25 protein-coding genes are annotated in these 23,102 nt (G+C 63.7%); 16 read left to right on the forward strand and 9 right to left on the reverse strand.

Going from position 1 to position 23,102, the window contains the following annotated elements; translation table 11 throughout:
- Positions 1-41 precede the first annotated feature (41 nt).
- From PPN31114_RS21140 to PPN31114_RS21165, 6 genes are all read right to left on the reverse strand, one after another.
- Complete coding sequence (locus PPN31114_RS21140) at positions 42-869, reverse strand: phosphodiesterase (protein WP_150681475.1); 828 nt, start codon at positions 867-869, stop codon at positions 42-44.
- A 7-nt stretch (positions 870-876) separates the two neighbouring features.
- Positions 877-1,920, reverse strand: a complete 1,044-nt coding sequence (locus PPN31114_RS21145) for an ABC transporter ATP-binding protein (RefSeq protein ID WP_150681476.1) — start codon at positions 1,918-1,920, stop codon at positions 877-879.
- A 31-nt stretch (positions 1,921-1,951) separates the two neighbouring features.
- Positions 1,952-2,755 carry an ABC transporter permease gene (locus PPN31114_RS21150; protein WP_150681477.1) on the reverse strand — a complete coding sequence of 268 codons (804 nt, stop codon included), beginning with the start codon at positions 2,753-2,755 and terminating at the stop codon, positions 1,952-1,954.
- Positions 2,756-2,760: 5 nt separating this feature from the next.
- The gene (locus tag PPN31114_RS21155; RefSeq protein WP_150681478.1) at positions 2,761-3,585 is read right to left on the reverse strand and encodes an ABC transporter permease; all 825 of its coding nucleotides are present in this window, start codon (positions 3,583-3,585) and stop codon (positions 2,761-2,763) included.
- A gap of 36 nt (positions 3,586-3,621) precedes the next feature.
- A complete protein-coding gene (locus PPN31114_RS21160) occupies positions 3,622-4,635 on the reverse strand; it encodes an extracellular solute-binding protein (RefSeq protein ID WP_150681479.1) in 1,014 nt (337 codons plus the stop codon).
- A gap of 141 nt (positions 4,636-4,776) precedes the next feature.
- Entirely contained in the window at positions 4,777-5,814 is a 1,038-nt protein-coding gene (locus PPN31114_RS21165; protein WP_150681480.1) for a LacI family DNA-binding transcriptional regulator, read from the reverse strand.
- Between the two features lie 251 nt (positions 5,815-6,065).
- Between PPN31114_RS21165 and PPN31114_RS21170 the strand changes: the two genes are divergently transcribed.
- Positions 6,066-6,632 (forward strand): SRPBCC family protein, encoded by a 567-nt coding sequence (locus PPN31114_RS21170; RefSeq protein ID WP_150681481.1) that lies wholly within the window; start codon positions 6,066-6,068, stop codon positions 6,630-6,632.
- Between the two features lie 16 nt (positions 6,633-6,648).
- Here the strand turns inward: PPN31114_RS21170 and PPN31114_RS21175 are convergent, their stop codons facing one another.
- Entirely contained in the window at positions 6,649-7,407 is a 759-nt protein-coding gene (locus tag PPN31114_RS21175; RefSeq protein ID WP_150681482.1) for a hypothetical protein, read from the reverse strand.
- A 453-nt stretch (positions 7,408-7,860) separates the two neighbouring features.
- Between PPN31114_RS21175 and PPN31114_RS21180 the strand changes: the two genes are divergently transcribed.
- The 11 genes from PPN31114_RS21180 to PPN31114_RS26470 all read left to right on the forward strand — a co-directional run bounded on the left by PPN31114_RS21180 (position 7,861) and on the right by PPN31114_RS26470 (position 17,959).
- A complete protein-coding gene (locus PPN31114_RS21180; RefSeq protein ID WP_150681483.1) occupies positions 7,861-9,333 on the forward strand; it encodes a 2-hydroxymuconic semialdehyde dehydrogenase in 1,473 nt (490 codons plus the stop codon).
- Between the two features lie 97 nt (positions 9,334-9,430).
- On the forward strand, positions 9,431-9,871 hold the full coding sequence (locus PPN31114_RS21185; protein WP_150681484.1) for a RidA family protein: 441 nt from the start codon (positions 9,431-9,433) through the stop codon (positions 9,869-9,871).
- Between the two features lie 54 nt (positions 9,872-9,925).
- Positions 9,926-10,462 carry a 3-hydroxyanthranilate 3,4-dioxygenase gene (locus PPN31114_RS21190; RefSeq protein ID WP_150681485.1) on the forward strand — a complete coding sequence of 179 codons (537 nt, stop codon included), beginning with the start codon at positions 9,926-9,928 and terminating at the stop codon, positions 10,460-10,462.
- A 60-nt stretch (positions 10,463-10,522) separates the two neighbouring features.
- Positions 10,523-11,518 carry an amidohydrolase family protein gene (locus PPN31114_RS21195; RefSeq protein ID WP_150681486.1) on the forward strand — a complete coding sequence of 332 codons (996 nt, stop codon included), beginning with the start codon at positions 10,523-10,525 and terminating at the stop codon, positions 11,516-11,518.
- 210 nt (positions 11,519-11,728) lie between these two features.
- Complete coding sequence (locus PPN31114_RS21200; protein WP_150681745.1) at positions 11,729-12,922, forward strand: ABC transporter substrate-binding protein; 1,194 nt, start codon at positions 11,729-11,731, stop codon at positions 12,920-12,922.
- Positions 12,923-13,107: 185 nt separating this feature from the next.
- Positions 13,108-13,980: an alpha/beta hydrolase gene (locus PPN31114_RS21205; protein ID WP_150681487.1), complete on the forward strand. Its 873-nt coding sequence runs from the start codon at positions 13,108-13,110 to the stop codon at positions 13,978-13,980.
- Complete coding sequence (locus PPN31114_RS21210; RefSeq protein ID WP_150681488.1) at positions 13,977-14,897, forward strand: branched-chain amino acid ABC transporter permease; 921 nt, start codon at positions 13,977-13,979, stop codon at positions 14,895-14,897. The genes PPN31114_RS21205 and PPN31114_RS21210 overlap by 4 nt, the downstream gene beginning before the upstream one ends.
- 8 nt (positions 14,898-14,905) lie before the next feature.
- A complete protein-coding gene (locus tag PPN31114_RS21215) occupies positions 14,906-15,880 on the forward strand; it encodes a branched-chain amino acid ABC transporter permease (protein ID WP_150681489.1) in 975 nt (324 codons plus the stop codon).
- On the forward strand, positions 15,877-16,647 hold the full coding sequence (locus PPN31114_RS21220; protein WP_150681490.1) for an ABC transporter ATP-binding protein: 771 nt from the start codon (positions 15,877-15,879) through the stop codon (positions 16,645-16,647). Before PPN31114_RS21215 ends, PPN31114_RS21220 begins: the two co-directional genes overlap by 4 nt.
- Positions 16,644-17,354 carry an ABC transporter ATP-binding protein gene (locus PPN31114_RS21225; RefSeq protein WP_150681491.1) on the forward strand — a complete coding sequence of 237 codons (711 nt, stop codon included), beginning with the start codon at positions 16,644-16,646 and terminating at the stop codon, positions 17,352-17,354. Before PPN31114_RS21220 ends, PPN31114_RS21225 begins: the two co-directional genes overlap by 4 nt.
- Before the next feature lie 245 nt (positions 17,355-17,599).
- Entirely contained in the window at positions 17,600-17,959 is a 360-nt protein-coding gene (locus tag PPN31114_RS26470; RefSeq protein ID WP_246182676.1) for a helix-turn-helix domain-containing protein, read from the forward strand.
- 99 nt (positions 17,960-18,058) lie between these two features.
- Here PPN31114_RS26470 and PPN31114_RS21235 read toward each other — a convergent pair whose 3' ends face one another.
- Positions 18,059-19,015 carry a LysR substrate-binding domain-containing protein gene (locus PPN31114_RS21235; protein ID WP_150681492.1) on the reverse strand — a complete coding sequence of 319 codons (957 nt, stop codon included), beginning with the start codon at positions 19,013-19,015 and terminating at the stop codon, positions 18,059-18,061.
- Between the two features lie 11 nt (positions 19,016-19,026).
- On the reverse strand, positions 19,027-19,671 hold the full coding sequence (locus PPN31114_RS21240; protein WP_150681493.1) for a TetR/AcrR family transcriptional regulator: 645 nt from the start codon (positions 19,669-19,671) through the stop codon (positions 19,027-19,029).
- Between the two features lie 420 nt (positions 19,672-20,091).
- Here PPN31114_RS21240 and PPN31114_RS21245 point away from each other — a divergent pair, with 420 nt between their 5' ends.
- The 4 genes from PPN31114_RS21245 to PPN31114_RS21260 all read left to right on the forward strand — a co-directional run bounded on the left by PPN31114_RS21245 (position 20,092) and on the right by PPN31114_RS21260 (position 23,069).
- A complete protein-coding gene (locus tag PPN31114_RS21245; protein WP_246182677.1) occupies positions 20,092-21,231 on the forward strand; it encodes an MFS transporter in 1,140 nt (379 codons plus the stop codon).
- A 344-nt stretch (positions 21,232-21,575) separates the two neighbouring features.
- Positions 21,576-22,016, forward strand: a complete 441-nt coding sequence (locus tag PPN31114_RS21250; RefSeq protein ID WP_150681495.1) for a hypothetical protein — start codon at positions 21,576-21,578, stop codon at positions 22,014-22,016.
- A gap of 121 nt (positions 22,017-22,137) precedes the next feature.
- Complete coding sequence (locus PPN31114_RS21255; protein WP_150681496.1) at positions 22,138-22,383, forward strand: glycine zipper 2TM domain-containing protein; 246 nt, start codon at positions 22,138-22,140, stop codon at positions 22,381-22,383.
- A 95-nt stretch (positions 22,384-22,478) separates the two neighbouring features.
- On the forward strand, positions 22,479-23,069 hold the full coding sequence (locus tag PPN31114_RS21260; protein ID WP_246182678.1) for an EF-hand domain-containing protein: 591 nt from the start codon (positions 22,479-22,481) through the stop codon (positions 23,067-23,069).
- Positions 23,070-23,102: the final 33 nt, after the last annotated feature.

Consider the following 23,102-nt stretch of genomic DNA (forward strand, 5'->3'; position numbering starts at 1 on the left):
ACTCGGTTGACGAACTCAGTCGACGAACTCGATCGATTCGCTCAGTCGATCAACTTGCCAGCGGCGTCGTAGAAGGGATGCGCGCCGCCCGCATCGTCGACAAAGCCGAGATGCGAGACGAGCCCGCTTTGCGGCGTGTACCGGTGCAACTGGAATGCGGGCGGGTCGAGCACCCACGCTGACGGCCCGCCCTCGCGCAAATCGAGCGCGACCTGATGCGCGGGCGATGGGCACACGCTGGCGATGGTGCCAGCGAAACGCGTGTGAATCGGACGATGCACGTGCCCGCAAATCAGCCGTTCCACGTTATCGAAGCGGCGCACTACTGCGGCGAGTTTCGCCGCATCGCCCGCGTCGAGCGCTTGCACGTCCATGTGCTCGATGCCGCAGGCAAACGGCGGGTGATGCATGGCGATGACCGTCGGTGTGGCCGTGTCGGCGGCGAGCGTAGCTTCGAGCCAATCGAGTCGCTCGTCGCACAGACGGCCGCCACCGTTAGGCGGGTCTTGCGTATCGAGCGCGACGAGCCGCAACGGCCCGAACATCGCCGTGTATTGCACGAAGTCGCCCGGCTTGCCGAGATACGTATGCTCGGGAAACACTTCGCGCAAGGCATCGCGCCCGTCGTGATTGCCGATGACGAGGTAGTACGGAATTTCGAGCGGCGTGAGCAAACGGCGCAGATGCTCGTATTCTTCGCGTGCGCCGAAGTCCACCAGATCGCCCGTGAGCACGACGAAGTCGGGCCGCGGCACGAGGGTATTCAAACGCGCCACGCAGCGCTCGAGATAAGCGGCGGTATCCACGCGCCGATAGGCCAGTTTGCCGGGCCGTTTGATGTGAAGGTCGCTGATTTGCGCGAACAGCATGAGCGGGTTATCCGTGAAGCGTAAAGACATGAGCGGCAGGCAACGACAAGCCCACCGAATCGCCGACGCGGCATTCGCGACGGCTCGAAACTTCTACCAGCACTGCACCGGCCGGTGACACACCGCCGACCGTCAGGCGCGTGCGGTCACCGAGAAATTGCACGGCTTCGATTTGTCCGACGAGCGGGGCATCGACCGGCGGCACCACAATGGCATCTTCCGGGCGGAAGTACAGTTCTTGCGCGTCGGCGCGCACGTCCGGGCAAGCCAGCCGTCCGCCTTCCGTATGGAAGTGGCCATCGCGCCACACCCCGGCAATGCGATTGAGCGTGCCGACGAAATTGGCCACGTGGCGCGACGCCGGTTGATAGTAGATGTCGCGCGGCGCACCGATCTGCTCGATACGCCCGGCGCTCATCACCACGATGCGATCGCCCAGCGCCATCGCTTCATCCTGATCGTGCGTGACGTACACCGTCGTCACGCCGAGCCCGCGTAGCAACTTGTCCATATCGGCGCGCACGGTTTCGCGCAGCTTTGCGTCGAGCGCCGTCAGCGGCTCGTCGAGCAGCAGCACGCGTGGCTCCGGCGCGAGTGCACGCGCCAGCGCGACGCGTTGCTTCTGTCCGCCCGAGAGCTGTGCGATGGCACGATCGGCAAACGGCGTCAGATGCACGAGATCGAGCAGTTCGTTCACGCGCTTATCGACTTGTGCCGAGGGCAGGCCACGCAGTTTCAGGCCGTAAGCCACATTGCCGCGCACGGTGAAGTTGGGGAACAGCGCGTAGTTCTGGAACACCATGCCGACGCGACGCTTTTCGATCGGCAGACGCGTCACGTCTTCATCGCCAAAGCGCACACGTCCGCCTGCGTCCGGACGCTCTAGGCCCGCGATCATGCGCAGCGTGGTGGTCTTGCCGCAACCCGACGGGCCGAGCAGCACCAGCGTCTCGCCTGCACCGATCGTCAGATCGAGCGGCTGCAAGACGGTGTTGCCATTGAACGTCTTGGCACAGCGTTCGAGATGGATCGGAATCGAAGTCAGTTTCATTGCAATTTCCTAGGCATTCGATGGGCGGGGTTCAAGTGCGGCCGCGAGCGTTGCGGATCTTGGCGCGCTGCGCCGTCATCTGCATGACGATCAGCAGCGGCACGATCAGCACGAAAAACACCGCCGTATAAGCGCTGCCGATTTCCAGACGCAGCGACGCGTAAGCGTCTGCCAGCCCCACCGGCAGCGTCTTCGTATCGGGCGTATGCAGCATCCACGTCAGGTTGAATTCACCGAGCGAGAGCGTCACCACGATGAGCGCCGCCGCAACGATTTCACTGCGGATATTGGGCAGCACCACCGTCATGAAGCGGCGCAGGAAGCTCGCGCCGAGACTCGCCGCGCCCTCTTCCATCAGCTTGATACGCGTATCGGCACAGGCCGCCGCGACGGCACGCACCATGAACGGCAGCGTGAAGATCACGTGCCCCACCACGATGAACGCGAGGCTCTCGCGAAACCCGCGCATGCCGCCGTACACGCTGATGAGCGCCAGCGCGCTCGCCAGCCCAGGCAGCGCGATAGGCAGCGTGAGCAGTTCTTCGATCCAGCGCGCCATGCGGCTATTCCAGCGCGCGAGCACATAGCCCGCCGGTACGCCCAGCAGCGTCACGAGAATGAGCGTGGCCGCGCCGACATACAGCGAGTTGAGAATGGCGTCGTGATAGTCCTGCCAGACCTGAATCACCCACTTAAACGTGAGACCGGCCGACGGGCCACGGAAGTAATTCACCGACAATCCGGCGAGAATCGACATTCCCACCGGCACCAGCAAGAACGCGCACATCAGCAGCGTGAGCAGCAGTTGCAGCGTGAAAAGGGTTTTCTTGAGCATGCGAATCAGCCTCCGGCGGCAACCGTCTGCCCGGCGAAGTTGCGCGCGAGCATGAGCACGGCCCACGTGACGATGCCGAGAATCACCGAGAGCGCCGCTGCCGTCGCCACGTTGGCGTTGAGCGTGAACTCGGTGTAGATCGTCATCGGCAGCACGTCGATGTCGGTCGCGAGTGTGAAGGCGGTGCCGAACGCGCCGACCGAGGTCGCGAAGCACATCGCGCCCGAGGCGATCAACGCGGGAGCGAGTGCGGGCAGCGTCACGTCGCGCAGAATGGCAAACGGCCCGGCACCCAGCGACGACGCCGCTTCCGAGAGGGAATGATCGAGCGACTCCGCCGCCGCCATCACAGCGAGGATCACGCGCGGAATCGAGAAATACAGATAGCCGAGAAAGAGCCCGGCCAGCGAATACGCAAACACCAGCTTGTGACCGACGAGCTTTGACGTCAGGTCGCCAATCGAGCCCTGACGTCCCGCGAGCATGATGACCATGAAGCCGACCACCACGCCGGGGAATGCCAGCGGCAACGTGAGCATCGACACGAGGATCGATTTGCCCGCGAAGTTATGCCGGGTGAGAAAGAGGCCCGCAACGAGCGAGAGTGCCAGCGTGGCGAGCGTGACCAGTGCCGAGAGCACCACCGTCTGCCACAGGCTGTCGAGATAGCGCGCGTTGGTGAGAATGGCGCGATAGGTCTCGAACGCGTGACCGTCGCCGCTCACCTGCACAAGCGCCGCCATCGGCAACAGCCAGAAGGCCAGAAACACCGCCAGCGCCGGCAGCAGGAGTGCCACGCGCCAACCGCGCGGCAGGGTCAGGTCTCGCATCGTCTTGTTCCTCTTTCTCAGTCCCGTCGCCCGTGCTTAGCGCACGTTCTTCAGATATTGCTGACCGAACGCATCCTGCTGGTCGGCAAGCTTCTGAAGATCGACCGGCTTCACACGCGCGTAGTCGGTGGCGGGCAGGAACTTTGCTGCCACGTCAGCCGGCATCGTGTTGGCACGCACCGGACGCAGGAACGCTTGCGACCAATGGGCCTGCCCCTTGTCGGAGAGCGTGTAGTCGATCACCTTCTTGCCGTTGTCAGCGTGCGGCGCGTTCTTCACGAGCGCGATCACGTACGGCAGCGACACGGTGCCTTCCATCGGAATCACGAACTGCACGTTGGCGCGGTCCTTGTAGATCGCACGATAGGCGTTGAAGTCGAAGTCGATCAGGATCGGAATTTCGCCCGAGAGCACGCGCGCATAAGCGGTTTGCTTCGGCACGATCGGCGCGTTGGCCTTGAGCTTCTGGAAGAAGCTGATGGCCGGGCCGAAGTTGTCCATCGAGCCGCCCAGGGCCTGATTGGCGGCAATCGCTGCGGCGTAACCGGCGAAGGCGCTGCTCGGGTCCAGATAGCCCACCATGCCGCGATATTCCGGCTTGAGCAGGTCGGCCCACGAACGCGGCACCGGCTTGCCTTCGAGCGCGTCGCGGTTCACGAAGAAGCCGACCGTGCCCGAGTGGATGGTGGTCCACAGGCCGTTCGGATCCTTCATGTTGGCGGGCACTTGATCCCAATGCGCGGGCTTGTACGGGGCGAGCAGGCCCTTCTTACCGGCTTCGATGGCCGAGGTGATGCCGAGATAGACGACATCGGCCACCGGCGCTTTCTGCTCGGCGATCAACTGGGCAACAGCCTGACCCGAGTTCTTGTTGTCGAGCGGCACGCGAATGCCGGTGTCTTGCGCGATGGCCTTGACCTGACCGGCCCAATCGGCCCATTCCGGCGGGCAGTTGTAGCAGATCGCCGTCTGCTGGGCCTGCGCGGCGCCAGCGCCGAGCAAGGTGAAAAGCGCCAGCGTGCGGGCGGCGCGGGTGATCCAAAGCTTCATTTCTATGGGCTCCTGTGTGTCTGACTTAACTTCCGGTACTGCCGACCTACTGAATGAATGAAAACGGGTGCCGCGTACTGTGCCGACTTACTGAATGAAAACCGGTGCCACGTGCTGCGATGAGCGATGCCCTGCCGCCACTCATCGGCGCGGCGGCGCAGCCACCGTGCCGCCACGTCGAATCGCGTGCGGCAGGATGAGTGCGTGGTTCGCATCGACGGTGCCCGGCGCGGCAGAGGCCGCACGCCCGTCGATCTGGGCCAGCAGGCGTTGCGCTGCATGGCGGCCGATCTCGACGCTCGGCTGCACCACCGTGGCCAGCGTCGGGGAAAGCAGTTCGCCCACGGCCAGCCCGTCGAAGCCAAGCACCGAGATGTCGTCCGGCACGCGCAGCCCGGCTTCGCGCAGGGCGCGCATCGCGCCAAGCGCGAGCAAGTCGTTCGAGCAGAACAGCGCCGTGGGACGCGCGCCGTCGCGCTCGCGCTGCGCCAGCCACTCGCGCACGCGTTCGCCACGGGCACCACTGTTGAAATCGATTTCGACGGCCGGCAGCGGCGTGAGCCCGGCGGCTTGCATGGCGTCGCCATAGCCGAGAAAGCGGCGCTTGGCGCGATCGGACGCATGCAGCGCGCCGGTCACCATCACGATGTCGCGATGGCCGGCTTCGATCAGCATCGACACGCCTTGGGCGGCGGCGGCGCGGTTATCGACCGACACGCAGGGCCGGTTCGGCGCATCGTTGTAGACGAGTTGGCAAGCCACGCCTTCAGCGGCAAGGTCGTCGACCAGCGCACTGTGTTCGGCGTCGGCCAGGGTCAGCAGCAAGCCGTCCACGCGCTGTTGCAGCAGCGTTTCGATGGCGTTGCGCTCGCGTTCGGGGTCGTATTGGGTGGTGACGAGCAACAGGCGGCGGCCGGTGCCGTCGATGGCGGCCTCAATGCCTTCCAGACAGTCGGCAAACACCGGGTTGCCCAGCGTGGGGAGCATCACGCCGATGAGACCGGTGCGCTCGCCGCGCAACTGGCGGCCCAGCGCGTTCGGGCGGAATTTCAGTTCGGCGGCAGCGGCCTGCACGCGAGCCAGCGTCTCCGGGCGCACTAGCTGCGGCGAATTGAGCGCCCGCGACACCGTCGCAATCGAACAGCCCGCGCGCTGCGCCACATCCCGAATATCTGCCACGCCCCGTCTCCTTTTGTCGTGCTGCCAACGGTTTACCCTTCCGAGCAATAACAACCGTTAGCGGCTTTTGCGCAAATGTAAACGTTTACGAAAACGTTTTCACTCGGGGATTCTATGGATGGATTGTGATGACTTGATGACAGAGAAGCCCCGCCGTCGAAGCCCGAGGATGCGACCTATACTGGAATTCCCCTCGCATCGGGCGTGACGGCTAGGTGGCTCACGCCAACCCACTACGACCGGGATCGGCCATGAACGAATATCACTTCCTTACCTTGTGGCGGCTCACAGCACCGCTCGACGAAGTCTGGGACACCATTCGCGACGTCGATCACTGGGCCCGCTGGTGGCCCTGCGTGCGCGAAGTGCAAACGCTCGATGCGGGGGCTGCCGATGGTGTGGGCGCGGCACGGCGTTTGACCTGGCATGGCGCGCTCCCCTACTCGCTCACGATTGACACACGGGTCACCCACATCGAGCCGATGCGCGAGATTCGGGTGGAAGCCAGCGGCGAAGCGGAAGGCACCGGCGTCTGGCGCTTCGACACCGAGGGCACGATCACGGTCGTGCGCTATGCGTGGGACGTGCGCACAGCGCGCGCGTGGATGAGCAAGCTGGCCCCGCTCGCCCAGCCGCTCTTTCGCTGGAACCACAACTATGTGATGCGCCGCGGCGGCGAAGGACTCGCGGCCGTGCTCAACGCGCATCTGGTGGAGTGCCTCGATACCGACCTGCCCCCCGCCGCCATCGGCGAGGACCGCACACCGCGCGACTTGCGCGCCGCACGTGCACGGGCCAGCCACGAAGGGCGGGGTTGACCGGCAAGCGTGCCGCTTAAGGCTGCGGGGAAGCTGCCGTGGATGCCGGGTACGGGCCAGATAGGCTCGGCACGCTGCGCAAGAGATAGCTCTGCACATCCTGCTCGAACAAGTCCACATCTTGCAGCGTTACCAGCGGCAAATCGCGGTACAGCGGGTGCCACGCGCGGGGAATGTCGGACGGACTGGACGCCTCGCCCGACGGTGCACCCTGCGGTTGAAAGACGGCCGCGGCCTGCGCACGCTGACATTGCCGAATCGCGGCACCTGCCCAGGCGAGCGCACTAGGCCTGGGGACGAGATGAACGTAGTGTTCGGCTTCGTTGTTACGCGCATCGCGGTACGTGAGGTCGAGATGCAGCAATTCCTGGTTCACTGCGCTGCCATACAGCATGCCGATTGGTGTCATGGACCGATGTGCGGCGTTCAGCGGGCCGACATTAACGATGTCATGACTCATCAGCTCGCCGGGACCATGTAGCGACATCAACTGTACCGTCCACGTACCGCCGTCGGGCCAGCCATGCCGGAAACTTACGTTCCGATGTCCAGTGACGACGAATTCGATGGACGTCTGAAGCACACGGGAAATGCCCTCGGCAAAACGCAGATAAACGGCGGTGTACGCGAAGGCTGCCGAATCGTCCGCCCCAGCGACGGGCCGCATCTCCGACGGCACGGCGCGATTCGATCTAGACGGCGATGCCCTGCCGGTGTGCAAGGCATAGGGGGCAAAGGGCACGGTCTGCCGTGGCGTATTACGTTCGGACTTCATTGATTCATTCCCCCTGTCGTACGTTTACAACGCGTTTGGAGCCGGTACAGCGGCGGCTTCGATGGCGCACGTTCGATGCGCGTGATCCGCGGACGCGTGCCGAATGCCATCTGTACAACCCAGCGACGCCGGGCTCGGATACGGAGAAAACCGTCTGATGACGGATACCTGAGAACAATTCGGGTTCATTCAATCTGCCCGGTAAAAAGGGAATGGCAATTCTCGTCGCCCCCCAGCGCATACGCTGTCGACATCCATCGGCGGGCTTTCGGACGCTGGCGTCTCGGCAATGGCAGACCCGGCACACCTTGCTATTCCACATAGGAATAGTCACCACAGTAGATTTCATTATTTTTTATATCGACAGATGCCTAGACTTGAGGGCATCTGGCGGTGGCATGTCGTCTTGGCTGCGCCGCCGCCCCGCAAAACACTAGAGCTTCTGGAGACCTCGTGAGCCTTTCGACTCCGCCGCTGCTGCGGCATTACGTGGATGGCGCGTTCGTTGCCACCGATCGTCAGTTCGATAACGTGAGTCCGGTCGACGGTCGACTCATCGCCAAGGTTTGCGAAGCCGACGCCGCCACCGTCGATCGCGCCGTCACCGCCGCGCGCCGCGCCCTACACGACGGCCCGTGGGGCAAGACCACGCCCGCCGAGCGCGCCGCCGTGCTGCACCGCATCGCCGACGGCATTCAGGCGCGCTTCGATGACTTCGTCGCCGCTGAAGTCGCCGACACCGGCCGCCCGGTGGAACAGGCCCGCACGCTCGACATCGCTCGCGGCATCGCCAACTTCCGCATGTTTGCCGATCTGATCAAGACGGCAGGCACCGAGATGCACGAGATGCGCGCGGCCGATGGTGCCGACGTGATGAACTACGTCGTCCGCAAGCCGCTCGGTGTCATCGGCATCATCTCGCCGTGGAACCTGCCGCTGTTGCTCTTTACGTGGAAAGTGGCACCGGCGCTGGCCATGGGCAACTGCGTCGTCGCCAAGCCGTCGGAAGAAACGCCGTCGTCGGCCACGCTGCTGGCCGAAGTGATGGACGCCGCTGGCGTGCCGCCCGGCGTGTTCAATCTCGTGCACGGCTTCGGGCCCAACTCGGCCGGGGAATTCCTGACCAAGCACCGCGATGTCAGCGCCATCACCTTCACCGGTGAATCGCGAACGGGCAGCGCGATCATGAAAGCCGTGGCCGACGGCGTGAAAGAAATCTCGTTCGAACTCGGTGGCAAAAATGCCGCCGTGGTATTTGCTGACGCCGACTTCGACGCTGCCGTCGACGGCGTGGTGCGCTCGTCGTTCACCAACGCGGGCCAAGTCTGCCTGTGCTCCGAGCGCGTGTACGTCGAGCGCCCGATCTACGAACGCTTCGTCGCCGCGCTGGCCGAGCGCGCCGCCGCGCTGCGCATCGACGCGCCGGACGCACCGGGCGTGCAGATGGGCCCGCTCGTTTCGCGTAAGCACCGCGAGAAAGTGCTCTCGTACTATCAGTTGGCGGTGGAAGAAGGCGCGACGGTCGTGACCGGCGGCGGTGTGCCCACGTTTGGCGACGCCCGCGACGAAGGCGCGTTCGTGCAGCCGACCGTCTGGACCGGCCTGCCCGACACGGCACGTTGCGTGCGCGAAGAGATTTTCGGCCCGGTGTGCCACGTGGCGCCGTTCGATAGCGAAGACGAAGTGATTCGCCGCGTGAACGACAGCGACTACGGTCTGGCCGGGTGCGTGTGGACGACCAACCTGTCGCGTGCGCATCGCGTGGCGCGTCAGTTCCAGACGGGGCTCGTCTGGGTGAACACGTGGTTCCTGCGCGACCTGCGCACGCCGTTCGGCGGCGTGAAGCTCTCGGGCCTCGGGCGCGAAGGCGGGCGTCACTCGCTCGACTTCTATTCCGAAATTACCAACATTTGCATCAAACTCTGACCTGACAATGTGAGGCGACGGTGCGGGGGCTATCGATGGGGGTCGATACCCCCGCACCCGTGCGCCATCCCCACAAGAACACGGAGACAAGACACTCATGAGCGCATCGCAATCGCAAGACACGCAAGCCCGCGTGGTCGAAGGCAAGGCCAAGCCGCGCGGCAAATTCCCGCACATCAAACGCGCAGGCGATTTTCTGTACGTCTCGGGCACCAGCTCGCGCCGCCCGGATAACAGCTACGCCGGTGCACAAGTCGATGCGCTGGGCGTGACCCAGCTCGACATTCGCGAGCAAACGCGGGCCGTCATCGAGAACATTCGCGACATTCTCGCGAGCGAAGGCGCCACGCTGGCCGACGTGGTCGAAGTGGGCTCGTTTCTCGTGAACATGAACGACTTCGGCGGTTACAACGAGGTGTACGGCGAGTACTTCGACGAAAACGGCCCCACGCGCACAACGGTGGCCGTGCATCAGTTGCCGCACCCGCTGCTGCTCATCGAAATCAAATGCGTGGCGTATTCGCCGCGCGCGCGTTGAGTACAACGCCAACTGAAAAACACTGATTCATCGCGACATGACCCGGGAGACAGCATGTTGACGTATGGCAAACCCTTCAATTTCCAGCGCTGGATCGATGAGCATGCGCACCTGCTCAAGCCGCCAGTCGGCAACCAGCAAGTCTGGCAGGACAGCGACTTCATCGTGACGGTGGTCGGCGGCCCCAATCACCGCACCGATTATCACGACGATCCGCTCGAAGAATTTTTCTACCAGTTCAAGGGCAATGCGTGGCTCAAGTTGTGGATCGATGGCCGTGAAGAGCGCGTCGATCTTAAGGAGGGCGACATTTTCCTGCTACCGCCGCATGTGCGCCATTCGCCGCAACGGCCTGAAGCCGACAGCTTGTGCCTCGTGATCGAGCGCCAGCGCCCGGCAGGTCTTGTCGACGGCTTCGAGTGGTACTGCCTGAACTGCGGCACGCAGGTGCATCGCGTCGAAGTGCAGTTGAAGAGCATCGTGACCGACCTGCCGCCGCTGTTCGAAGCGTTCTACGGCAGCGAGACGCTGCGCCGTTGCCCGGGTTGCGGAGAAATCCATCCGGGACGCGCCGCCACGAAAGCCGCCTGACGCGATTCGCCAATTTCAGGCGCAGCGCCAAGCCCATCACCCGACACCATTAGTCATTTCATGAAGAAAATCGACATGCACGCCCACTTCTTCCCGCGTATCACGCGCGAAGAAGCGGCCCGACTGGACGCCGCCACCGCGCCGTGGCTGCGTATCGACGAAGGCGGCGAGACGGGCAACATCATGCTCGCCGACAAGGCGTTTCGCCCGGTCTATCGCGCTCTGTGGGACCCGGCGCTGCGCATCGAAGAACTCGATCGCCACGGTATCGATTTGCAAGTGGTTTGCGCCACGCCGATCATGTTCGGGTATCGCTATGACGGCCACGCCGTGATGGACTGGGTGCAGCGCATGAACGATCTCGCGCTGGAACACTGCGCCTACGCCCCCACGCGTCTGAAAGCCATGGCGCAGGTGCCTTTGCAAGATCTCGATCTGGCGTGTGCCGAAGCCTCGCGCGCCAAGGCCACCGGCCACGTCGGTGTGCAGATCGGCAATCACCTCGGCCCGAAAGATCTGGACGACGAACATCTGGTGGCGTTCTTGCGGCACTGCGGCAACGAACACATCCCCGTCTTGGTGCACCCGTGGGACATGATGACCGACGGCCGCATGAAGAAGTGGATGATGCCGTGGCTCGTGGCCATGCCCGCCGAGACGCAACTCTCCATCCTCTCGCTCATTCTCTCGGGCGCGTTCGAGCGTCTGCCGCGCTCGCTCAAGCTGTGCTTCGCCCACGGCGGCGGCGGCTTCCCCTATTTGCTGGGCCGCGCCGAGAACGCGTGGCATTGCCGCGACATCGTGCGCGCCGACAGCCCGCATCCGCCGTCTCATTATCTCGACCGCTTTTACGTGGACAGCGCCGTGTTCGATCCGCGCGCGCTGCGCCTGCTGGTCGAGACGATGGGCGTGGATCGCATCATGCTTGGCTCGGACCACCCGTTCCCGCTGGGCGAGCAAGACATCGGCAAGCTCGTGGCCGAACAGCCGGAGCTCGACGCACACGCCCGCGAGCGCATTCTGGTGGGCAACGCCCGAGAGTTCTTCGGGCTGTAACTGGTGCTTTCCCGAGGTGTTTTTGAAATTGCTTGCCTACGTAATAGGCGTCGTTTAGGCTGGGCACTGAAATATTTGATGCTTAAACAATTCATATAAAGTCGACGTGCCGGACCAGCCATGAGCGCCATCAAGAAGCGCTCAGGCCGCCCGGCACGGACTCTCTGCTGACAGTGTTTGCCAGTTCCGGAACTTAGTTTGGAGACCATGATGACGGGAACGAAGACCACGCAACGCAAAACGATCGCAGTCCTGGGCGCTATCGCCGCGGCTGCCGCCATGTTCACGGCGGGCGGCGCACAGGCGCAGGTCAAGATCGGGTTCATCGGCACGCTCTCCGGCCCGGGCGGCGCGCTCGGTCAGGACCAGTACGACGCCTTCATGCTCGCGGTCGAGCAAAAGGGCGGCAAGCTGGGCGGTGTGCCCGTGCAGGTGATTAAGGAAGACGACCAGCTCAAGCCCGACGTGGGCGTGCAAGCCGCGCAAAAGCTCGTGGAGCGCGACAAGGTGTCGCTCATCACCGGCGTGACGTTCTCGAACGTCATGATGGCCATTCACAAGAACGTGACCAACGCGGGCGTGGTCATGGTCGGCTCCAACGCCGGCCCGACCCCCATTGCTGGCGCGCAATGCTCGCCGAACTTCTTCTCGACCTCGTGGGATAACGACGAACTGCACGAAGCCGGTGGCCAGCTCTCGACCGATCTGGGCTACAAGAAGATGTACGTCATGGCGCCTAACTATCAAGCCGGTCGCGACGCTGTGAACGGCTTCAAGCGCGACTACAAGGGCCAGATCGTCGACGAGGTGTACACGCAGGTCAATCAGCCCGACTACTCGGCGGAAATCGCCCAGTTGCAAGCCGCCAAACCCGACGCCGTCTATGTGTTCTACCCGGGCGGCATGGGCGTGAACTTCGTCAAGCAATACCGTCAGGCCGGGCTGCTCGGCAAGATTCCGCTGATCTCGGTCTCGACCATCGATGGCTCGACCCTGCCCGCGCTCAAGGAACTCGCCGTGGGTGCCATTACCAGCGCCCCCTACTCGCCCGATCTCGATAACGCGCAGAACAAGCAGTTCGTCGCGGCCTTCCAGAAGAAATACAACCGCGTGCCGTCGATGTACGCCGCGCAGTCGTACGACGCGGCCAACCTGATCGACTCGGCGCTCACCAAGACGAAGGGCAGTGTCGCCGATCGCGAAGCGCTGCGCGCGGCCCTCAAGCAAGCCGACTTCTCGTCGGTGCGCGGTCCGTTCAAGTTTGCGAGCAATCAGTTCCCGGTCGCGCAGTTCTATCGCGTGGACGTCGTCAAGGACAGCGCAGGCGCTGCCTTCGCGACCAAGGGCCAGATCAAGATCCAGACGCGTGCCGACCTGGCCGCGCAGTGCAAGATCAAGTCGTAAGTTCGATCGCTTAGTGTGATTCGTCTTTCTCGGTATCTCGGTATTGCCCGTGCGCATCACGGGCGATGCCGGGCACTACCGAGTGTGCCCTGGTGCCGATGAACGATCGGCACCGGCGGCCCTGTTCTTGCACGACCCGCACGATCTGTACGAGCTGAGCATTACCTGAGCACTATCGAGGGTTTATGAAGCGCTACCGCAATTTCGACGAGGCCGAGCTGGACGTTGAGTACAACGCCCGCGCCACCACGCCCAACGTTCTCGACATCCTGAAGCAATACGCCGCCGAGAGCGCGCATGCCCGCGCTACGGTCCCCTGCGTCCTCGACGTCGCCTACGGCGAACATCCCGACGAGACGCTCGACATCTTCCCCGCACCCGCCCCCGGCGCCCCGGTGTTCTTCTTCGTTCACGGCGGCTACTGGCGCGCGCTGAACAAGAGCGACTCCAGCAATATGGCCCCGGCGTTCACCCAGGCAGGTGCGACCGTCGTCACGATCAACTATTCGCTCGCCCCCGGCGCGTCGCTCGACACTATCGTCGACCAGACCCGCCGCGCCCTCGCTTGGGTGTACTGCCATATCGGCGAACATCACGGCGACGCGAAACGCATTCACGTTTGCGGCAGTTCCGCTGGCGGGCATCTCGCGGGCATGCTGCTCTCGCAAGGCTGGCATGCGCAATACGGCGTGCCGGAAGACGTTGTCGCCGGTGCGGCACCGCTCTCGGGCTTGTTCGATCTCACGCCGATTCCGTTCACGCATATCAACGAATGGATGAAACTCTCGGCCGAAGACGCGACACGCAACAGCCCGCAGTTTCATTTGCCTTCGCACGGCTGCCCGATCGTGGTGTCGTATGGCGAGACCGAGACAGCTGAATTCAAACGCCAAAGCACCGACTATCTCGCCGCTTGGCGCGAACGCGGCTTCGCAGGTGAATACGTGCCGATGCCGGGCACCAATCACTTCGATATCGTGCTGACGCTGAACGATGCCACCAGCCCGCTCACGCAGGCGATCTTCCGTCAGATGGGCTTGATTGGGGGGGCCGCATGAGCCTGACCCTGTTCATCATGCAGTGCCTGAACGGCCTACAGCTCGGGGTACTGCTGTTTCTGATGGCGGCCGGGCTCACGCTCGTGTTCGGCATCATGAACTTCGTGAACCTCGCCCACGGCTCGCTGTACATGATGGGCGCGTTCATTGCGGCCACCGTCTACAACCACACCGGTTCATTTGCGCTGGCCGCCATCGCGATCATTCCGGCCATGTTGATCATCGGGCTGATCGTCGAACTCATCGCGCTCAAGACGCTGTACGACCGCGATCACCTCGATCAGGTGCTCGCCACGTTCGGCCTGATTCTGTTCTTCAACGAACTCGCACGCATGATCTGGGGCCCGTCGCCCTACTACATGGAAGTGCCCGAGTGGCTGGGCGGCACTGTCGATCTGTTCGGGCTGCAATACCCGGCCTATCGCTTCCTGATCATCGTCGTGGGGCTTGCGGTTGCACTGGGCTGCTATTTGCTGATTCACCGCACGCGCATCGGCATGCTGATTCGCGCCGGTGCCACGCACCGCCAGATGGTCGGCGCGCTTGGCGTGAACATCGTGCTACTCAACTCGCTGCTGTTCGGGCTGGGTGCGATTCTCGCGGGCATTGCCGGGCTGATGGCTGGCCCGATCCTCTCGGTGCAGCCGGGCATGGGCGAACCGATCTTGATTTTGACGATGGTGGTGATCGTGATCGGCGGCATCGGCTCGGTGCGCGGCGCGTTTCTTGCCGCGCTCATCGTCGGTGTGGTCGATACCGTCGGCCGCACGCTGTTGCCCACGCTGCTGCGCAGTCTCATGGAGCGCAGCACGGCCGACACGGCTGGCCCCGCGCTCGCTTCGATGCTCATCTACCTTGTCATGGCTGCGGTGCTCGCAGTGCGTCCGCAAGGCCTGTTCCCGGTCAAACACGGTTGACGATGGAAATGAAACTGAATCTTCGCACCGCCGTGCCGCTGCTGTTGCTGGCCTTTCTGGCGCTGGTGCCCTTGTACGCCGCGGCTGTGCAACAGCCGTTCTATCTCACCCTATTCGGGCGCATCGTCGTGTTCGCCATTGCGGCCGTCTCGCTCGACCTGATTCTCGGCTACGGCGGCATGGTGAGCTTCGGCCATGCGCTCTATCTGGGGCTGGGCGCTTATGTCGTCGGCATTTTGAGCTTTCACGGTATCGATAACGGCTTCGTGCATCTCGGCGTGACGCTGGTGGTGTGCGCGCTTGTCGGGGCACTCACCGGCCTGCTCTCGCTGCGCACGACCGGTATCGCGTTCATCATGATTACGCTCGCGTTCGCGCAGATGTTCTACTTTCTCGCCGTCGGTCTGAAGCAGTACGGCGGCGACGACGGCTTGCCCGTGGCCGCTGGCAGCCGCTTCGGCAATGTGTCGCTCGACGACCCGGCCGTGCTGTATTACGTGGCCTTCGCCGTGCTCTGCCTGTGTGTATGGGCGGGCCGCCGCTTGGTCGATGCACGCTTCGGCATGGTCATTCGCGGCAGCCGCCAGAACGACCGCCGTATGCGCGCGCTGGGCTACCCCACACTGCGCTACAAGCTGGTGGCGTATGTCATCAGCGCCATGGTCTGCGGCGTCGCAGGCATGCTCTACGCCAACCTCACGCACTTCGTCTCGCCCGCCTATATGGCGTGGACCGCATCGGGCGAGCTGATCGTGATGGTCGTGCTGGGCGGGCTCGGGTCGTTCTTCGGCCCGGTGCTCGGCAGCACCGCCATGTTGCTGATCGAAGAAGGGCTCAAGGGGCTGACCGAACACTGGATGATCATCTTCGGGCCGCTGATCGTGGTGTCGGTGCTCGTCTCGCGGCGTGGCCTGTACGGGCTGCTCGGCGACCTGCAAGTGCGTCTGGCGCGTCGCGCGCGCACCGTGGAGGGCAAAGCATGAGCCTGCTCAAAGTCGACCAACTGATCAAACGCTACGGCGGGCTGACGGCCACCGATCACTTCTGTCTGGACGTGGCCCCCGGCGAACTGCACGCCATCATCGGCCCCAACGGGGCAGGCAAGAGCACGCTGATCGGCCAGTTGGCCGGTGAGTTGCGCTCTGACGAAGGCTCGATTCATTTCAATGGGCGCGACATCACCGGCATGCCGATCGAGCAGCGTGCGCGGGCCGGGCTCGCCCGCTCGTATCAGATCACGTCGGTGTTTCGCGAATTCACCGCGTTGGAAAACGTCCTGGTGGCCGTGCAGGCGATGCAAGGTCACAGTTTCGGGTTCTGGCGTCCGGCCATTCGTCAGGCCTCGCTCGTGGAACCGGCACGCGAGATTTTGGCCCGCACCGGGCTGGCCGCGCGCATGAACGTGCCCGCCTCCGCACTCGCGCACGGCGAGCATCGGCAACTCGAATTGGCCATGGCGCTTGCCGGGCAGCCGAAGCTGCTGCTGCTCGACGAGCCGATGGCCGGCATGTCGCAAGCCGAATCGGAGCAAATGACGCACCTGCTCGCCGAACTCAAGGGTGATTACGGCATCGTGCTGGTCGAACACGATATGGACGCCGTGTTCGCGCTGGCCGATCGCATCACAGTGCTGGTCTACGGCCGCGCCATCGCCTGCGGCGACGCCGACACGATCCGCAACGACGCGGGCGTGCGCGAAGCCTATCTCGGGGACGAAACCCGCAACGAAATGCTGGGAGCGACGGCATGAGCACTCTGTTGTCTTTGGCCGGCGTCGAGTCGTACTACGGGGCGAGTCAGGCGCTGTTCGGCATGCAACTGGACATCGAGCGCGGGGCATTCGTCACGCTGCTCGGGCGCAACGGCATGGGCAAGTCGACGACGGTGAAGTCGATTACCGGACTGATGCGCCCGGCGCGCGGCGAGATCGTCTTCGATGGCCAGCCGATTCACGCCAGCCCGTCGCATCGCATCGCGCGCGCTGGCATGGGCCTCGTGCCGGAAGGCCGTCAGATTTTCCCGACGTTGACGGTGCGTGAGAATCTCGTCGCGACGGCGGGCAACCGTCACGGGGCCTCGTCGCCGTGGACGCTCGAACGCATCTACGAACTGTTTCCCCGCTTGCGCGAGCGCGAGAAGAATCTCGGCAGCAATCTCTCGGGGGGCGAGCAGCAGATGCTCGCGATCGGGCGGGCGCTGATGACGAATCCGAAATTGCTCATTCTCGACGAGGCGACTGAGGGTCTCGCGCCGCTCATCCGCGGTGAAATCTGGCAATGCCTCAAGCAACTCAAAGGCAGCGGCCTGTCGATTCTCTGTATCGATAAGAATCTGGCGCCGATGCTCGAGCTTGGCGACCGCCACTACATCGTCGACAAAGGCCGTGTGGCTTGGCAGGGCGACTCGTCTGGCCTGCGTCGCGACATGGCGCAATTGCAGACGTATCTGGGCGTGTGAGTCTGATTCGAAATGTCGGAAATTGCGCATGCGAGGCGTGCGCAGCACCACTCTGCGGCACTCAGGCATCACCTGAGTGCGTAGTACTCGATAGGTGTCAGACGCGAAAATCACGAGAGTTTTGTGAAAGCGCCCGGACAAACGTTGTGTTGCAATCGGTCCCGCTTGATTGACTTCATGCGCTTGGCGCGACCCGCGCTTTCCACGCTTTCCATTCAACTCACCCACTGACACCGGGCAGGACTATGGCTTACTCGAATACGCCTTCCAATCCGTTCCGCTGGCTGCTCTCGCAGGACACCGGTGCGCCACCGCCTACCGAGCCGGCGCACGTCAACAGCGGACTCCCAGCGGACTTACCGCTCAACATCAAAGAACTGCCACGTACCCCGTTACCCAAGTTGGAAGTCTTTCCAGAGGAATTGCTCGCCTTGCGCAAGCATCTGGGCATGTCGCGCAATGTCTTTGCGCATTACTTGCGAACCAACCCGCGCACGCTGGAAAACTGGGAGCAAGGCCGGGCGCGGCCCAATGCGCAGGCCGTGTGCCTGATTCGCCTCGTTCAACAGAACCCGGGACTGGTTTCGGCGCTTGCCGGCCTTTGATGCCGACATCGCGTCGTCTTATGTGCACGTTCGAGAGCGGCCATCGGCATCGTCCGATGCGCCGCTCTGCCTTTTAGCGCCCTTCCTCGTGCATCACCCTCAGGGCTTCAGGCCGCAGGCTTCGCGCAGACAAGCGACGAAGCGCTCGCACGCCGGGCTCGGCTGCTTATCCGAGCGCAGCGAATAGCCCACGTCACCGAAGCTGCCCGACACCGTGTCGGCCAGCACTCGCAGCAGCCCCGAATCGACAAACGGCTTCGCCGCGGCACGCGGCATCAGCGCCACCCGTGGCGATTCGAGCATCAAGCCGATGTTGGTCAGGATCGATAGCGATTCGACGACGTCTTCCGGCAGCAGCAACCCCGCGTCGTGAAAGAGGCGTTCGGCCGCCAGCCGCGAAGGCGACTCGGGCACCGGGAGAATCCATGCGCCTTCGCGCAACTGCGCCAACGGCACGCGCTCAGGCGAAGCGGGCCAGTGGCGCACGCCACCGACCACACAAAGCGATTCATTGAAAAGGATTTCGTGCGTCAGCGCGAAAGCGTTGGCCACCGGGAGCGCCCGCTCGGGCAGCCGCCCGACGACGATGTCCAGATCGCCACTCGCGAGCGCCGGGAATAGCTGCGCCGTCGTGGCTTCGCGCACCGTCACCAGCACGCCCGGCGCACGCGACTTGAGCATCGCAATCGTGCGCGGCAACAAGTCGGCCGAGGCCGAGATCAGCGTCCCCACGATCACGTGACCACTCGTGCCCGCGCTAAACGCGTTGACTTCATCGGTCAGATAACGCAACTCGGCCATCAACGATTTCACGCGATGGCCGAGCAACTCGCCTAGCTCGGTAGGCTGCATCCCCCGGTTGCTGCGCACGAATAGCGGCCCTTCAAAGCAGGCCTCCAGCTCATGCACGATCTTGCTAACCGCAGGTTGCGTAAGCCCCGTCTCGTTGGCGGCGCGCACCAGCGAGCCCGTTTCGAGCACGCGATCGAAGACTTGGAGTTGATGGAACTTGAGCTTTCGCCCGAGGTTGAGGGCAGTCCAGGGCAATGAACGCATCGGGATCCCGTTCAGGCCGCGGCCGCCGGGGACGGCGAACCCGCCCCTCCCCCCTGCGGCATCGGCGTTGCGTCGGCAGGCTCGGCCGACAAGAAGGCGGCGACGAACTCTTCGAGCATCGCCACGTCCGGCAGCGAGGCCGGGTTGACATGATGATTGACGAGGCAGCCGTCGAAGGTCAGCACGAGCATGTCGACCAGCCGTGCGCGCCGCACGCTGTCACGGGCCAGGCTCGGGGCGCTGGCGGCGAGCATCGCCGAGAGCCGCTCGCGAAACCACTGAAGCAGCGAGGGATCGTACGGATCGCCGGGGCTCACGGTGGCGAGCGCCTGCACCAAGTTGTGCGAAAAACCGTTGTCGAGCCGTGGCGTCTCGACTAGCACGCCCGCAAGCAAGCGGCGCATGCGCGCTTGCGCGCCGTGTGCCGCGAGTACCTCGGCTTCGAGCGCGGAAATACGCGCCTTGAACCAGCGCTCGTAGACGCAGAAGAAGACTTGCAGCTTTGCAGTGAAGTAGCTGTAAATGTTCGCGTGCGAAATACCGGCGCGCTTGGCGATCTGCACCATCGTGGTGTCGACGTATCCCTTCTCGAGAAACAGGGCGTGCGACGCTTCGAGGATGGCCAGACGAATGTCTTCTTTCTTGACTTGTGGCATGAGTAAGCCTGCGCGGGTAAGCCGCGCACCTCAATCGAAATTTCTTGACCTCAGCTGAGGCAATACCGAACGTCAGCGGGGCTAGTATGCCAGCGCGCACGCAGCTTGCGGCGAAAACTAAGCGCAAACACTCCCCCGGACTTTCCCGGTATTCCAACGCATACAACGCGGTTTGCGATGACAGACATCGCGTTATGCGCTGGATTACCGCGTATTACACGCATGGCCCGATGGGACTTGTCTGATGATTAACGGGCTATCCCCACAGCCCTCTTCATCGTCCCTAGGATGTGGACCTTCTGCCGCGTTCATATACGAAGAAATACGCGAATCCACGTGCCACACCTGCCCACTCTTCCGCCCTCAGATCCTTCATCTCGCTCATCGACGACGCCGCTCGGGCGCGCCGATATCTGGCTGATGGCGATCGCCTGCGGGCTGGCGGTGGCCAATCTCAACTACTGCCATCCGATGCTGGGGCATATCGGTGAACACTTCGACACGTCGGGCTGGCGGCTGTCGCTGATACCCGCAGCAGCACAACTGGGATACGCGACGGGTTTGTTGTTGCTCACGCCATTGGGGGATCGCGTGACAGACCGTCGGTGGCTCATCGTCTGGCAAATGGTCGGCCTGTGCGCAGCGCTGATCGCCGCGTCCGTAGCTACGCAATTTGCGGCACTCGTCGTCGCGAGTTTCGCCATCGGTGTGACAGGCACCGTCGCACAGCACATCGTGCCGATGGCAGCGCAACTGGCACCGCCCGCGCGGCGTGGCGCAGTGGTCGGCACGGTGGTGAGCGGTTTGCTCATCGGCATTCTCGGCGCTCGCACGTTGGCCGGATGGGTGGCGACCTGGTGGCATTGGCGGGCGATGTTTGCGGTGGCGGCCGCCGCCATGCTGTGTTTAGCCGCCCTGCTCGGCCGTCGGCTGCCGTACGCACCACCGACGACATCCATGACGTACACCGCGTTGTTGCGCTCGATGATCACCCTGTTTGCGCGACATCGCGCGTTGCGGCAATCGGCGCTCATCGGCGGGCTATTGTTTGCGGCCTTCAGTGCCTTCTGGTCCACCCTTGCGCTCTGGCTTGCCAGCCCGGTGCATGGTCAGCATGCGGGCGTGGCGGGTACGTTCGGTGTCATCGGCATTGCGGGCGCCCTCGCGGCCCCGCTTGCCGGACGCCACACCGATCACGGCGGACCGCATCGCGTGCTATGGATCGGGATCGGCGCGGTGGTGCTGTCGTTCGGTGCGCTGTGGGCAGGACAGACGAGTCTCGTGGGCCTTGCCCTCGGCGTGATCGTGCTCGATCTGGGCATGCAGACCGCGCAGATCGCTAACCAGACACGCATCTACGCGCTCGATGCCGACGCCACTAGCCGCCTCAACACCCTCTATATGACGGTCTACTTTTTGATGGGCTCGGCGGGCTCGGCGCTCGGCGTGATGGCGTGGAGCGCATGGGGATGGGACGGCGTCTGCGCGCTTGGTCTGGTCCTCGGCTCGCTCGCCTGTGCCGTGCACCGCAGCGGCGCACGCAGCGACGTATCTCCTTGACGTGTATCTCTGACGTGTCTCATAACGCGTTTCTGCGACGTGTAATTGCCGTGATTCATAGCGTCATCCACGCGTCCTACACCATTCACCTGCATCGCTTGTCAGCGGCTTCCTACATCGTTCGGAGTACATCACATGTACTGCCGCGAATAACCGCTGACTGCGTACCCACTCGCGACGGATCGGGACGGCTAGCAAAGCCAAGCCCCGCAAGGCCATTACAAAGACTTACAAGATCGCGCGATCTTATTCACTCATCGAGCGTCGAACCATTGTCGATCCATGATGACGACGGGTGGGATCAACACTGCCCTCGCAAGGAGGTCATGATGCGAAACAACCGAATGAGTCTTACCGATACCAATCACGCAGCCACACGCCTGTCGAGCCCATCGACGCGGCGGATGGCATCCGCGGCAACGGCAGCAGGTTTGGTTGCCGTGCTGCTCACCTTAGCGGGTTGTGCGTACGAAGCGCCGCCGCAGCCTCGCTTGCCGTATCGCGGCAACGAGGCAACGAACCCGGCGTACGACCCGAAGTGCGGGCCGCCGCCGTACGCGGCCGGTACGCCATGCAGCCCGTATGCCGCCCCGCCGCCGCCAGTGGCCCCGGCAACCGATGCCTACGGACGCCCGTACCCGCCAACGGATGGCTATGGCCGCCCGTATCCGTCCGATGCCCAGGGCCGCCCGTATCCGCCGCCGCCCCCGCCGCCTGCTTATCAGGAGACGTACCCGGCTAACGGCATGGGTGCGCCGACCCCGGGCTCGGAGACGGCTCACTGATCGCACACCGATGTCGGCGAGGCCACCTGGGCCAGCACGACATTACGAACAGCAAGCCCGCACCGTCGAGTGCGGCTTGCCAGTCCCGGGGCACCGTGCCCCTTTGAAGGAGTCAAGCTTCATGAATACGACACAACAACGGATCTCGCGCGCTGCCGGCACCCTGCTCATCGGGGCCGCGCTGATCGGCTCGCTGGCAGGTTGCGGTGGAATGACACCGCGTGAATCACGTAACACGGCCGTGGGTGCCGGTGTCGGCGCGCTTGGCGGTGCACTGATCTCCGGCGGCGACTTGGGTACCACCGTCGGTGGCGCCGTCGTCGGCGGTGTGATCGGTAACGTGATTACGAACGACCGCCGCCGCTAATCCACCGACGGCTCGCTTACGCCCACTCGCGCTTCATCGCGCGTACGCGTGCGCGTTCGCGCCATTCCCCCCAGACACCCAGGAGAAAGTGCGACATGACCACTCCCACTACCCAACGCCAACGTTCCCAACGCATGACGGGAACGATTGAAACCCTGCGCACGCGGCGAATCGGCCGCGCGACGCTTGCCGCCATTACCCTGTGCGCCGGTGCTGCCGCGCTGTCGCTGGTCTCGCTGCCGAGTTATGCGCAGTCGCGCGCGCCGATCAACGGCGTGGTGCCGTCGACACCGGCACCGCCTCCGCAAGCCGCCAACTCGGGTCCTGATTACGGCGACGCTGCCGATCAGAACGCCGCACTGGGTCTGTACCTGCAACGCTCCTTCGACGCGATCGACACCAACCACGACGGCAAGATCGACCGCAATGAATGGGCCGCGTATCAACGCAGCCAGATCGAAGCCCGCCGCGCCACGTTCGAGCGCTACTTCAAGGCGGCCGATAAGGATGGCGACGGCTATCTGAGCCGCGATGAAGTCGCTGCCGCCGAACCGTTCCTGTATCAGCACTTCGACGAGATCGACGTCAATCACGACGGCAAGCTCTCGCCCGGTGAAATCCGCGCCTATTTCCGCCGCTATTATCACGAGCGCGCACAGGCCGACGCGGCAACGACGAAGCCCTAACGCTAAGCACGAACCGGGCGTGACAATGCGCCA

This window comes from Pandoraea pneumonica, assembly GCF_902459645.1.
GTDB classification, from domain to species: Bacteria; Pseudomonadota; Gammaproteobacteria; order Burkholderiales; family Burkholderiaceae; genus Pandoraea; species Pandoraea pneumonica.